The organism is Martelella mediterranea DSM 17316 (assembly GCF_002043005.1).
Taxonomy (GTDB): domain Bacteria; phylum Pseudomonadota; class Alphaproteobacteria; order Rhizobiales; family Rhizobiaceae; genus Martelella; species Martelella mediterranea.
Window position 1 is genome coordinate 1,526,120 of the sequence record NZ_CP020330.1, and the last position, 12,637, is coordinate 1,538,756.

Genomic DNA, 12,637 nt, shown 5'->3' on the forward strand with positions numbered 1-12,637 from the left:
ATCATTCAAATTCCATGATCATTTCATCGACGGCAAGGCTCTGGCCGGTTTCGACGGCAACGGCCTTCACCACGCCGCGTCTTTCCGCACGCAGGATGTTTTCCATCTTCATCGCCTCGACGGTGGCAAGCGCCTGGCCGGCCTCGACCGTATCGCCCGTTGCGACCGACAGCGCGGTGATCACGCCCGGCATCGGGCAGAGCAGCATTTTCGAGGTGTCCGGCGGCATTTTGTGCGGCATCAATTTCGCCAGCGCCGCCACATGCGGTGAGCGGACCCTTGCCGTGACATCCATGCCGCGCCAGCGCAGGCGGATCGCCGGGCCCTTCAGATCGACTTTGATGCCGGCGGCGCGGCCGTCGACATCGAAGCGCGCATGGCTCATCCCCGGCTGCCAGTCGCTGGCAACGCTTGTCGTCTTGCCATCGGCAAAGGTGATCGTGGCAATGCTTCCGGTCGCGAGCGTCAGCGTGAAGGCGTGGCCGGCAAGCGTGACCACCCAGTCGGCGCCGACAGACCGGCGGTGATTGTCGATGGTGCCGGAGATATGGGCCGCCCGGTCCTGAATCCGGTAATTGATCAGTGCCGCGATCGCCGCCAGCATCCGGGCGGCATGGTCGTCCGGTTCGACGCCGGCAAAACCGTCGGGAAACTCTTCCGCAATATAGGCTGTCGTCAATTTTCCCGACCGGAACCGGTCCTGCCGCATGACCGCGGAAAGAAACGGCAGATTGTGGCCGATGCCCTCGACCTCGAAATTGTCGAGCGCGTCGCTCATCGCATCGATCGCGCTGGCGCGGTCGGGGGCGTGGGTGCAGAGCTTGGCGATCATCGGGTCGTAATACATCGAGATCTCGCCGCCCTCGGTGACGCCGGTATCGTTTCGCACCACCGATCCATCGGGGTAGGCGCCCTCTTGCGGCGGCCGATAGCGCGTCAGCCGGCCGATCGAGGGCAGGAAGTTGCGGTAGGGGTCTTCGGCGTAAAGCCGGCTTTCGATCGCCCAGCCCTTGAGCTGAACATCGTTCTGCCCGAAGGACAGCGCCTCGCCGCCGGCGACACGGATCATCTGCTCGACCAGATCGAGGCCGGTGACGAGTTCGGTCACCGGATGCTCCACCTGAAGCCGGGTATTCATCTCGAGGAAGTAGAACTTGTTTTGCCTGCCGTCGACGATGAACTCCACCGTGCCGGCGGAGTGGTAGCCAACGGCCTTGGCCAGCGCCACGGCCTGCTCGCCCATGGCCTTGCGGGTCGCTTCATCGAGAAATGGCGAAGGCGCTTCCTCGATCACCTTCTGGTTGCGGCGCTGGATCGAGCATTCGCGCTCGCCGAGATAGAGACAGTTGCCATGCTTGTCGCCCAGCACCTGGATTTCGATATGGCGCGGCTCGGTGACGAATTTCTCGATGAAGATGCGGTCGTCGCCAAAGGCATTCTTCGCTTCATTCTTGGAGGACTGGAAACCCTCGCGCGCCTCGTCTGCGTTCCAGGCAATGCGCATGCCCTTGCCGCCGCCGCCGGCCGAGGCCTTGATCATCACCGGATAGCCGATATCGTCGGAAATCTTCACCGCCTCGTCGGCATCAGCGATCAGCCCCATATGGCCGGGCACGGTGGAAACGCCGGCCTCGGCCGCAAGCTTCTTCGAGGTAATCTTGTCGCCCATCGCCTCGATCGCGCCGACGGGAGGACCGATGAAGGCGACGCCTTCCTTCTCGAGGGCTGCGGCAAAGACCGGATTTTCGGACAGAAAGCCGTAGCCCGGATGCACCGCATCCGCGCCGGTCTCACGGATCGCCTCGATGATATTGTCGATGACGTTATAGGACTGGTTGGAGGGGGCGGGGCCGATATGCACGGCCTCGTCGGCCATTTTCACATGCAGCGCATCGCGGTCGGCGTCGGAATAGACCGCGACCGTTTGAATGCCCATGGTCTTCGCGGTCTTGATGACCCGGCAGGCGATTTCGCCACGATTGGCGATAAGGATTTTCTTGAGCGACACCGTCAAACCTCCAGATGATCTTCGAACGATTCCGGGAAACTGGCCCGCGCCACCGGCTCGTTGATCACCAGCATGGCTTCATAGGACTGCGGATCGAAATCCTGCTCGACCGCGACCACCTCGCGACCGAACAGCAGCGACAGGCGCGCCGCGTCGAGATTGCCGCGCTCGAACGGCTGATCGCCGAAATGGTGCCAGAGCGCGTGCAGAAAAGCCGCATCGACGAGGTGCTCCTTCGAGCCATGGCGGGCCTTGCGCGGCAGGGCCTTGATCGGCGTCACGCGTTTGGGATTGGCGCGGCGGATGACGAACTGGATGCCGGTGCCCGGCATGCCGGAGGGAAATCCGCGATGCTTCGTCATGTCAGGCAGTTTGGCCATTCCAGTCTCCTTCAGCCGCGCCATCGGGCCTTACAAATTGCACCTTACAGTATGCCGTCGAAATCAGAGGCGGCGTGACGTTCCTTGAGCGCCGGCTCGCCGGACGGCTTGTTGACGATCGAGCCGCGCTTGATCGCGGGGCGTTCCGCCAATTTCCGGGTCCAGCGCTGGACATGCTCATATTCATGGACGGACAGGAATTCTCCGGCGTCGTTATAAGCGCCGTGCTGGGCAAGGCGTCCGTACCAGGGCCAGATCGCCATATCGGCGATGGAATATTGGCTGCCCGCGATGAACTCGTTTTGCGCAAGCTGGCGGTTCAGCACATCCATCTGGCGCTTGACCTCCATGGCGTAGCGATCGATGGCATACTGGATCTTGATCGGCGCATAGGCATAGAAATGCCCGAACCCGCCGCCGAGAAAGGGTGCTGAGCCCATCTGCCAGAACAGCCAGTTGAAGGTTTCGGCCCTGGCGCGGGGATCCTCCGGCAGGAAAGCGCCGAATTTTTCCGCCAGATAGGTCATGATCGAGCCGCTCTCGAACAGGCGGATGGGGTCGCCGCCATCCTTCGGCGCATGGTCCATCATCGCCGGGATCTTGGAATTCGGATTGACGCCGACAAAGCCGGAGCCGAACTGGTCGCCATCGCCGATCTTGATCATCCAGGCGTCATATTCGGCGCCGCTGTGGCCGGCTTCGAGCAGTTCCTCAAGCAGGATCGTCACCTTCTGGCCGTTGGGCGTGCCGAGGGAATAGAGCTGCAGGGGATGCTTGCCGACCGGCAATTCCTTGTCATGGGTGGGGCCGGCGGTTGGCCGGTTGATGCTGGCGAAGGCGCCGCCATTGCCTGGTTCCCACGTCCAGACCTTGGGCGGGACGTAACCGGCGGGCAGGTTGTTTTCGGGCGGAAACTTGTTCTCGGTCATGGGATTGTGTCCTCTGTGGTGGCCGCGCTCAATGCGAAGGCGCGGCGGGCACTCTATATAGGCCCCGCCGCCGCGACATTCTGCCCCTATAACGGCCCTATAACGGCATTGTGTCGTGCTTCTTCCAGTGCGTGTCCGCCCGCTTGTTGCGCAGCGACGCGAAGGCGCGGGCGATGCGGCGGCGGGAGGAATGCGGCATGATCACCTCGTCGATGAAGCCGCGTTCGGCGGCGACGAAGGGGTTGGCGAAGCGTTCCTCGTATTCGGCGACCTTCGCGGCGATCTTCTCGGCATCGGCCAGGTCGGCGCGGTGGAGGATTTCTGTCGCGCCCTTCGCGCCCATCACCGCGATTTCGGCCGTCGGCCATGCATAATTGATATCCGCGCCGATATGCTTCGAGGCCATCACGTCATAGGCCCCGCCATAGGCCTTGCGGGTGATCAGCGTCACCATCGGCACGGTCGCCTGGGCATAGGCAAACAGCAGTTTCGCGCCGTGCTTGATGACACCGCCATATTCCTGGCCGGTGCCGGGCAGGAAGCCCGGCACGTCGACCAGCGTTAAAAGCGGAATGTTGAAGGCATCGCAGAAACGCACGAAGCGGGCGGCCTTGCGTGAACTATCGATATCGAGACAGCCGGCCAGCACCATCGGCTGGTTGGCGACGACGCCCACGGTCTGGCCCTCGATCCGCAGGAAACCGGTGATGACGTTTCTGGCATAGGCTTCCTGAAGTTCGAAGAAATCGCCCTCATCGGCAAGCGCGAGGATCAGTTCCTTCATGTCGTAGGGCTTGTTGGAACTGTCGGGGATCAGCGTGTCGAGGCGTTTCTCGATCCGGCCCGGATCGTCATGGAACGGGCGCACCGGCGGCTTTTCGCGGTTGTTGAGCGGCAGGAAATCGAACAGCAGCCGGACCTGTTCCAGCGTTTCGATATCGTTCTCGTAAGCCCCGTCGGCGACCGAGGATTTCTTGGTGTGGGTATCCGCGCCGCCGAGTTCTTCGGCTGTGACCACCTCGTTGGTGACGGTCTTGACCACATCCGGGCCGGTGACGAACATGAAGGAACTGTCGCGCACCATGAAGATGAAATCGGTCATCGCCGGGGAATAGACCGCGCCGCCCGCGCAGGGGCCCATGATCACCGAAATCTGCGGGATCACGCCGGAGGCCTCGACATTGCGGCGGAACACTTCGGCATAGCCGGCAAGCGATGCGACGCCTTCCTGAATGCGCGCGCCGCCCGAATCATTGAGGCCGATCACGGGCGCGCCGTTCTTCACTGCCATGTCCATGATCTTGCAGATCTTCTGGGCATGGGTTTCAGACAGCGAGCCGCCAAGCACCGTGAAATCCTGCGAGAACACATAGACCTGGCGGCCATTGATCGTGCCCCAGCCGGTGACCACGCCATCGCCCGGCACTTTCTGTCCGGCCATGCCGAAATCGACGCAGCGATGGGTGACATACATGTCGTATTCCTCGAACGAGCCCTCGTCGAACAGCACGTCGATGCGCTCGCGCGCCGTCAGCTTGCCCTTGGCGTGCTGGGCGTCGATGCGTCGCTGACCGCCGCCAAGGCGGGCTTCCGCACGGCGGCTTTCCAATTGTTCCAGAACTGTTCGCATGCCTCTTCCCCATTACCGGACGAACCGTGGTCCTATCTCAAAGCCGGACCGCAGAATATGTTTGAACGCGTGAGTTTGTTAAATTATAAAATGGCAAAACTGAAATTGCGAAATTGCGAACATGGCCACCGGAAAACTCTTCATCGGACGCAAGGTGCGTGAACTCAGGCTCCAGGGCAACATGACCCAGAGCCAGTGCGCCGAACGGCTGGGCATTTCGACCAGCTATCTCAACCAGATCGAGAACAACCAGCGCCCGGTCTCCGCCGCAGTGCTTCTGGCGCTCGCCGAGAAATTCCAGCTCGATCTGAGCGACCTTTCGTCGGGGGAGGGCGACCGGCTGCTCTCGGCGCTGACGGAAGCGCTGACGGATCCGGTGTTCGAGAACTATACGCCCGGTCTTCAGGAGCTGAAACTCGTGGTCCAGAACGCGCCCGGCTTCGCCCACGCGCTGGTCGCCGCCCATCAGGCCTACCGGCGGATGAACGAGCAGCTTGCCGGCTTCGACGACACGATCGCGCGCGCGAGCCCACTGGAGGCAACGCCTTACGAGGAAGTGCGCGACTTCTTCCACTTCGTGGACAACTACCTCCACGATCTCGATATCGCCGCCGAAAAGCTGGCCGCGGAAATCGGCATCGGCGAGGCGGACGACGCAGCGCTTCTCGCCGCCCATCTGGAAAGGGCGCACGGCGTCCGGGTGCTGCGGATCGGGCCGGAAAGCGCGCTGATCCGGCAATATGATCCCAAGCAGCGCACGCTGGCGGTCAACGCCTCGGTTCCGCAATCGACCCGCAACTTTCAGATGGCGCTGCAGATCGGGCAGTTGCATGCCGCCGATCTGATCGACCGGATCGCGGCGGAGGCCGGGTTCCGGTCGCCCGAGGCGGTCGATATCTGCCGGGCGGGGCTGCAGAATTATTTCGCCGGCGCGCTGATGATGCCCTATCGCAAATTCCTCACCGCCGCCCATGAACTGCGCCACGATATCGAACTGCTCTCGGCCCGGTTCGGCTCCTCGCTGGAGCAGGTCTGTCACCGGCTTTCCACGCTGCAGCGCCCCGGGCAAAAGGGCGTACCGATCTTCTTTGCAAGGGTTGACCGCGCGGGCAACATCACCAAGCGCCACAGCGCCGCCAAGCTGCAATTCGCCCGCTTCGGCGCGGCCTGTCCGCTCTGGAACGTGCACCAGGCCTTCGAACAGCCTGACCGGATCATCCGCCAGCTTGCCGAAACGCCCGATGGCGCGCGCTATCTCTGTCTGGCGACCCAGATCACCAAGGGCGGCGGCGGCTTCTTTGCGCCGAAGCCCACCTATGCGATCGCGCTCGGCTGCGAGGTCTCCTATGCCGGCGCCTTCGTCTATGCCGACGATCTCGACGCCGACAACCGCGCCGCCTTCAGCCCGATCGGCATTTCCTGCCGGATCTGCGAGCGCACCAAATGCCCGAGCCGCGCCGTGCCGCCGCTGAAACGCAAGATCGCCGTCGACCAGAACCAGCGGCATTTCCTGCCGTACGAATTGATGTGAAGGCGCGGTTATCGCGCCGTTTTTGCTCCGGTTTCGGTGCAGTTGTTCGGGAACCATTTCGTCAGGAAATCGACGAAGGTGCGCACTTTCTGCGGCAGATAGCGGCGGTGGGGGTAGATCGCATAGATCGCCGCGCTGGTCGGCAGTTGATCGTCGAAAAGGGTGACGAGTTCTCCCGATGCAATTGCTTCGGTGGCAATAAAATCGGGCACCAGCGCCACGCCCAACCCGGCGATCGCACCGCGCATGGTGGTGATCGGCGAATTCACCGAAACCGGCCCGTGGATCGGCACGGTGTAGACGGTGCCGTCCTCGGGGTTGCGGAACCTGAGCGAGCCGTGGGACTTCGGATTTGTGTCGACCAGGAACGGCACATGCGCCAGGTCGGCGGGTTTTTCCAGCGGCCGATCGAGCGTGGCAAGCCATGCCGGCGAGACGCAGACGAGCGACCGGAAATCCGAAAGCTTGCGGGCAATCAGCGCGGAGTCCTCGAGGCTGGTGATCCGGATCGCGACATCATAGCCTTCCTCGACGAGGTCGACGAACCGGTCCTCGGCCACGATCTCCAGCGAAAGATCGGGATGGGCGGCGGTGAAATCGAGCAGCGACCGGCCGACCGGGGCATCGATGAAGGTGCGGGGCACCGAAACCTTGAGCTTGCCGCGCAGGTCGGAATTATTGGCGCGCACCGTATCGGAGAGGTTGTCGACGTCCTGGACGATGTCGATCACGCGGCGATGATAAAGCTGTCCGGCTTCCGTCAGCGAGAACTGGCGCGTCGTGCGGTTCAGCAGCAGCACGCCGAGATCGTCCTCCAGCTCGCGCACATATTTCGAAAGCAGCGCCTTGGAACGGCCGGTCTTGCGGGCGGCGGCGGAAAAGCCCTCGGCCTCGACCACGTCGATGAAGGCCCGCATTCTCGTCAAAGTGTCCATTGCCGCTCCTTGAAAGGGCTTGCGAAAAAATTACTGAAGTTTTGTCAATCAGATAGCATCTTCAACGGGATACAGGGGAAGATTTTGGGGTTGCCCCACTTGATTTTCAAGTGAGATTTTCATATCTCTCCGCTTGCCCAAAGTCGCGCGTGCCTGTGGGTGTCCGCCGAACTCTCGAATGGTGAGGGTCACGGTAAGGTACCTGGAACTAACCCCTCCAGTCGCTTCCCGGCCAACCGGTCAAGCGAGGACATCTTGAAGCAACGACGGTGCGGGCCTTTCTGGTGTCTCCCGGATTTCCATCCCCGGGGTACTAAAGAGGCACATACCTTCATTGCCGGAAGTGCGGCGGGTCAATCCCCCAATCCAAGGCAGACAAAGCCGGATCATCCTTGCTTGCAGGGCTGATTCAAACTTGAGCGTTCGCCGCAACCGTTCCCCGGGGTCTCCACCGGCCGGGTTCGTGCGCGGATCGATGCGCCCTTTGTCATCCGGAAAAATTCCGGATCAGAATGCTTCAGAAGGGGTTAGAACAATGACCACCGAACGTATCGCCGAATTCTTCCGCACCCGCCGTCCCGATGGCCCCTGCCTGGTCGTGGACCGCGAAGTCGTGCGCGACAACTACACCGCCTTCCGCCGCGCGCTGCCAAACAGCGACATCTTCTACGCGGTCAAGGCCAACCCGGCCCCGCAAATCCTCGAACTGCTCGCGGGCCTCGGCTCCAACTTCGATTGCGCGTCCGTCGCCGAAATCGAAATGGCGCTCGAAGCCGGAGCGACCCCGGATCGCATCTCCTTCGGCAACACCATCAAGAAGGAACGCGACATCGCCCGCGCCCATGCGCTCGGCGTCAACCTGTTTGCCGTCGATTGCCATGAGGAAGTCGAGAAGATTTCCCGTGCAGCCCCCGGCGCGCGCGTTTTCTGCCGCGTTCTGACCGATGGCGAAGGCGCCGAATGGCCGCTGTCGCGCAAGTTCGGCTGCGTTCCTGCCATGGCCGTCGACGTGCTGGTCTATGCCCATCAGCTGGGTCTCGCAAGCTACGGCGTATCCTTCCATGTCGGCTCGCAGATGACCAAGGTCGAAGCCTGGGACGCAGCGCTTTCCGACGCCAAACGGGTGTTCGCGCAGCTTGCCAAGCAGGGCATCCACCTGCAGATGGTCAACATGGGCGGCGGTTTCCCGACCAAGTATCTGCGCGACGTCCCGACGGCGGAAGCCTACGGCCAGGCGATCTTCGCGGCGCTGTCCCGCCATTTCGGCAACCAGCTCCCGCGCACGATCATCGAACCGGGCCGCGGCATGGTCGGCAATGCCGGCGTCATCAAGTCGGAAGTGGTGCTGATCTCGAAGAAGTCCGACGATGACAAGCATCGCTGGGTGTTCCTCGACATCGGCAAGTTCGGCGGTCTCGCCGAAACCATGGACGAGGCGATCCGCTACCCGATCCGCACGGAGCGGGACGATGACGAGATGGAGCCCTGCGTTCTCGCCGGCCCGACCTGCGACAGCGCCGATGTGATGTACGAGAAGAACATGTATCCGCTGCCGATCTCGCTGACGATCGGCGACGAGGTTCTGATCGAAGGCACCGGCGCCTACACCACGACCTATGCGTCGGTGGCGTTCAACGGCTTCGAGCCGCTGAAATCCTACGTCATCTGAGGATTTCCCTTGCACATCGGTGCGGCTTGAGGAGAGCCGCACCGGGATAACCGACCGGGGCCACGCCCCGGCCATCCTGTTGCACCGTAATTTTGGGGGATAATCCGATGGCCCCGGTTCTCGCTGAAATCGCTGTTCAGTCCTTCGTTATTGCCGAAGAGGCCTCTTTCGACGTGTCCGCCCGCGAGGCGCTGCTTGATCGCGCCATGGGTCCGATGCGCAAGAAGAAATCGTCGGAGAAAATCCGCCGCAACCGCCTGCCGGCCGATGGCCTGGCCCTTGTTGCCCGCGGTGACGCCGGCACGCTGATCGGCACTGTGCGCCTGTGGCACGTAGATGCCGGCATTGGCGCCGATGGCCGTGGCGTGCCCGCGCTACTGCTCGGCCCGCTCGCCGTCGAGCCCGGCCTGTCCGGCAAGGGCGTTGGCGGTGCGCTGATGCGCGCCGCGATCGCCGAAGCCGCCGCGCGCGGCCACGGCGCGATCCTGCTGGTCGGCGATCCGGAATATTACGCCCGCTTCGGCTTTTCGGCCGACAAGGCGGAACTTCTGGTCATGCCCGGCCCGTTCGAGCGTCGCCGCTTTCTCGGGCTCGAGCTCCAGGCGGACTACCTGAGCGGCGCCACTGGCGTTCTCGTGGCCTCGGGCCGGAAACTCCCGTCCGCAAGGGTCAAACCCTTCCGCCGCGCCGCCTGAGGTTCCTTCACGACAAAAAGCTCCGCTGGTTTCCGATCAGCGGAGCTTTTTTGCGTTTGGCCGGGACTGCCTTCGCCGAAATCGGTGCGCAGCACCAGCCCATCGGCCTCCAGCGAGCCATGCAGCCCCAATTTCCCCCTCAAGGGGGCAGATTGATGGGAGCGGGCGGCGAGGTGGCACAAAAAAACCCGGCCGCCGGGCCGGGTTCGTTCATTCGATTCAGCGATTGCTCAGCCTGCCGCGCGGGTCTTTTCGAAGCGCTTGCGTTCGTTGGAGTCGAGATACATCTTGCGCAGGCGGATCGACTTCGGGGTGACTTCCATCAGTTCGTCGTCCTGGATCCAGGAGAGCGCGCGGTCGAGGGTCATGCGGATCGGCGGGGTCAGCTTCACCGCCTCGTCCTTGCCGGCCGAGCGGATATTGGTGAGCTGCTTGCCCTTCAGTACGTTGACCTCGAGGTCGTTGTCGCGGGTGTGGATGCCGACGATCATGCCGGCATAGACCTTGTCGCCCGGCTCGATGATCATCGGACCGCGGTCTTCCAGGTTGAACATCGCATAGGCGACGGCCTCGCCGGACTGGTTCGACAGCAGGACGCCCTGGCTGCGGCCGCCGATCTCGCCCTTGAAGGGCTGGTAGTCGTGGAACAGGCGGTTCATGATCGCCGTGCCGCGGGTATCGGTCAGAAGCTCCGACTGGTAGCCGATCAGGCCACGGGTGGGCGCGAAGAAGCGCAGGCGCACGCGGTCGCCGCCCGACGGGCGCAGCTCGACCATCTCGCCCTTGCGCTCGGCCATCTTCTGGACGACGACGCCGGAATGTTCCTCATCGACGTCGATGACGACTTCCTCGACCGGCTCCATCAACTGGCCGGTTTCCGCGTCCTTGTGCATCACCACGCGCGGACGCGAAACGGCGATCTCGAAGCCTTCGCGGCGCATGGTCTCGATCAGCACTGCGAGCTGAAGTTCGCCGCGGCCGGAGACGTAGAAACTGTCCTTGCCTTCGGCTTCCTCGATCTTCAGCGCGACATTGCCTTCGGCTTCCTTGAACAGGCGGTCGCGGATGACGCGGCTCGTCACCTTGTCGCCTTCGGTGCCGGCAAGCGGGCTGTCGTTGACGATGAAAGACATCGTCACCGTCGGCGGGTCGATCGGCTGGGCGGTCAGCGGCGTGGTGACCGACGGATCGCAGAAGGTGTCGGCAACCGTGCCCTTGGAAAGGCCGGCGATCGCGACGATGTCGCCCGCCTGGGCTTCCTCAATCGGCTGACGCTCGATGCCGCGGAAGGCGAGGATCTTGGAGACGCGGCCGGTCTCGACGGTCTTGCCGTCCTGGCTCAGCACCTTGACCGCCTGGTTCGGCTTGATCGAGCCGGAATGGATGCGGCCGGTGATGATGCGGCCGAGATAGGGGTTGGCTTCCAGAAGCGTGCCGATCATCGAGAACGCGCCCTCGGCAACCTTCGGCGCCGGTACGTGGTCGACAACGAGATCGAGAAGCGGGCCGAGGCCCTGATCCTTCGGACCTTCCGGCGAGGTGTTCATCCAGCCGGCGCGGCCGGAGCCATAGAGAATGTGGAAGTCGAGCTGCTCGTCGGTGGCGTCGAGTGCGGCGAACAGGTCGAAGACCTCGTTGACGACTTCATCGGCGCGGGCGTCCGGGCGGTCGATCTTGTTGATCGCGACAATCGGGCGAAGACCGACCTTCAGTGCCTTGCCGACCACGAATTTGGTCTGCGGCATCGGGCCCTCGGCGGCGTCGACCAGAACGATCGCGCCATCCACCATCGACAGGATGCGCTCGACCTCGCCGCCGAAGTCGGCGTGGCCGGGGGTGTCGACGATGTTGATGCGGGTGTCCTTCCAGACGACCGAGGTCGCCTTGGCGAGGATGGTGATACCGCGCTCTTTTTCGAGGTCGTTTGAGTCCATCACGCGCTCGTCAACGCGCTGGTTTTCGCGGAATGCGCCGGACTGTTTCAGAAGCTCGTCAACAAGGGTCGTCTTGCCATGGTCAACGTGCGCGATGATCGCGATGTTGCGAAGTGCCATATTTTTAGATCTCTGGGGCTGGGGCGCAGTCAATGTTCTGGGGAGGAGCGCCCGGTACTCATGGGGGCGCTCTTACACATATTTTGACGAAAACGAAAGAGAATGTTTTGTGGCAGCCCCTTCGGCCCCGGCGTTATTTGCCGGAAAGGGGCGGTTTTGCATCAGGGCGGGGCGTGCTAGCCGGCGGCGACCGGCTCGCATTCGCCAAGCCGGCTCTCCAGAAGATCGAAAAGCGCGCCGCCGGTCTGGGGGCGTCCGTCGCGGGATTTGAAGGGGATGCGGATGCCGTCTTTCGGCTTGAACACCGGCAGATGGCCTTTCGGCGCGTCCTCCGGCGAAAACGACATGGCGTCATAGGTGAGCCATTGGCCGTCCCTGCGCCACCCGACGGCCTCAACGAAAGCGACGAGCCGATCCGGATTTTCAGACAGTCGCCCGCTACCCGAGTCATCTAGCGGAAGGTTATCCAGCACCTCGCGCTGGGCGGAAAGGCCGAACTTGCCGCCGGAGGCTTCGGAAAACAGCCGATCCATATAGATGATGTCGGCGCAGGGCAGGTTTTCGACGTCATCCTTGCCGAGCCAGCCGTCATTGGTGCGGTTGGCGAGGATCAGCGTGATTTCGGAGGCCTCGGTATTGGCGGCGCGGAAATCGCCGCTGGCAAGCGCGGCCCTCATTGCCTCGTAGCGGTGGGCCGGGTCATGCGCGCCGGTGCCGTCGAGAAAGGTCAGCGCGCTGACCACGATGGCAGCGATGACGGCGCAGATGGCAAGAAGGGTCTTGTTCCTGAAAAGCCTGTTCATCGT

10 protein-coding genes are annotated in these 12,637 nt (G+C 62.9%); 3 read left to right on the forward strand and 7 right to left on the reverse strand.

Annotated features, from left to right (window positions below):
- Window position 1: 1 nt before the first annotated feature.
- The 4 genes from Mame_RS07035 to Mame_RS07050 form a co-directional block, all read right to left on the reverse strand.
- Window positions 2–2,014 (reverse strand): acetyl-CoA carboxylase biotin carboxylase subunit, encoded by a 2,013-nt coding sequence (locus tag Mame_RS07035; protein ID WP_018065013.1) that lies wholly within the window; start codon window positions 2,012–2,014, stop codon window positions 2–4.
- On the reverse strand, window positions 2,011–2,388 hold the full coding sequence (locus Mame_RS07040) for a hypothetical protein (RefSeq protein ID WP_018065014.1): 378 nt from the start codon (window positions 2,386–2,388) through the stop codon (window positions 2,011–2,013). The genes Mame_RS07035 and Mame_RS07040 overlap by 4 nt, the downstream gene beginning before the upstream one ends.
- A gap of 44 nt (window positions 2,389–2,432) precedes the next feature.
- The gene (gene yghU / locus Mame_RS07045) at window positions 2,433–3,317 is read right to left on the reverse strand and encodes a glutathione-dependent disulfide-bond oxidoreductase (protein WP_018065015.1); all 885 of its coding nucleotides are present in this window, start codon (window positions 3,315–3,317) and stop codon (window positions 2,433–2,435) included.
- A gap of 97 nt (window positions 3,318–3,414) precedes the next feature.
- Entirely contained in the window at window positions 3,415–4,947 is a 1,533-nt protein-coding gene (locus Mame_RS07050; protein WP_026173513.1) for an acyl-CoA carboxylase subunit beta, read from the reverse strand.
- A gap of 121 nt (window positions 4,948–5,068) precedes the next feature.
- Between Mame_RS07050 and Mame_RS07055 the strand changes: the two genes are divergently transcribed.
- Window positions 5,069–6,478, forward strand: coding sequence for a helix-turn-helix domain-containing protein (locus Mame_RS07055; RefSeq protein WP_018065017.1), 1,410 nt, complete (start codon window positions 5,069–5,071; stop codon window positions 6,476–6,478).
- 8 nt (window positions 6,479–6,486) lie between these two features.
- On the opposite strand, the gene Mame_RS07060 is transcribed toward Mame_RS07055, so the two are convergent.
- Window positions 6,487–7,413, reverse strand: coding sequence for a LysR family transcriptional regulator (locus tag Mame_RS07060; RefSeq protein ID WP_033410204.1), 927 nt, complete (start codon window positions 7,411–7,413; stop codon window positions 6,487–6,489).
- A 535-nt stretch (window positions 7,414–7,948) separates the two neighbouring features.
- On the opposite strand from Mame_RS07060, the gene odc2 reads away from it, so the two are divergent.
- On the forward strand, window positions 7,949–9,082 hold the full coding sequence (gene odc2 / locus Mame_RS07065) for an ornithine/lysine decarboxylase (RefSeq protein ID WP_018065019.1): 1,134 nt from the start codon (window positions 7,949–7,951) through the stop codon (window positions 9,080–9,082).
- 107 nt (window positions 9,083–9,189) lie between these two features.
- Entirely contained in the window at window positions 9,190–9,777 is a 588-nt protein-coding gene (locus tag Mame_RS07070) for a GNAT family N-acetyltransferase (protein ID WP_018065020.1), read from the forward strand.
- Between the two features lie 230 nt (window positions 9,778–10,007).
- Here Mame_RS07070 and typA read toward each other — a convergent pair whose 3' ends face one another.
- Window positions 10,008–11,831: a translational GTPase TypA gene (typA, locus tag Mame_RS07075; RefSeq protein ID WP_018065021.1), complete on the reverse strand. Its 1,824-nt coding sequence runs from the start codon at window positions 11,829–11,831 to the stop codon at window positions 10,008–10,010.
- 176 nt (window positions 11,832–12,007) lie between these two features.
- Window positions 12,008–12,634 carry a GUN4 domain-containing protein gene (locus Mame_RS07080; RefSeq protein ID WP_018065022.1) on the reverse strand — a complete coding sequence of 209 codons (627 nt, stop codon included), beginning with the start codon at window positions 12,632–12,634 and terminating at the stop codon, window positions 12,008–12,010.
- Window positions 12,635–12,637: the final 3 nt, after the last annotated feature.

Coding starts and splice junctions, on each gene's coding strand:
- Mame_RS07055 (WP_018065017.1), top strand. CDS start 5,069: ATGGCCACCGGAAAACTCTTCATCGGACGCAAGGTGCGTGAACTCAGG.
- Mame_RS07080 (WP_018065022.1), bottom strand. CDS start 12,634: ATGAACAGGCTTTTCAGGAACAAGACCCTTCTTGCCATCTGCGCCGTC.
- yghU (WP_018065015.1), bottom strand. CDS start 3,317: ATGACCGAGAACAAGTTTCCGCCCGAAAACAACCTGCCCGCCGGTTAC.
- Mame_RS07070 (WP_018065020.1), top strand. CDS start 9,190: ATGGCCCCGGTTCTCGCTGAAATCGCTGTTCAGTCCTTCGTTATTGCC.
- odc2 (WP_018065019.1), top strand. CDS start 7,949: ATGACCACCGAACGTATCGCCGAATTCTTCCGCACCCGCCGTCCCGAT.
- Mame_RS07050 (WP_026173513.1), bottom strand. CDS start 4,947: ATGCGAACAGTTCTGGAACAATTGGAAAGCCGCCGTGCGGAAGCCCGC.
- Mame_RS07040 (WP_018065014.1), bottom strand. CDS start 2,388: ATGGCCAAACTGCCTGACATGACGAAGCATCGCGGATTTCCCTCCGGC.
- Mame_RS07060 (WP_033410204.1), bottom strand. CDS start 7,413: ATGGACACTTTGACGAGAATGCGGGCCTTCATCGACGTGGTCGAGGCC.
- typA (WP_018065021.1), bottom strand. CDS start 11,831: ATGGCACTTCGCAACATCGCGATCATCGCGCACGTTGACCATGGCAAG.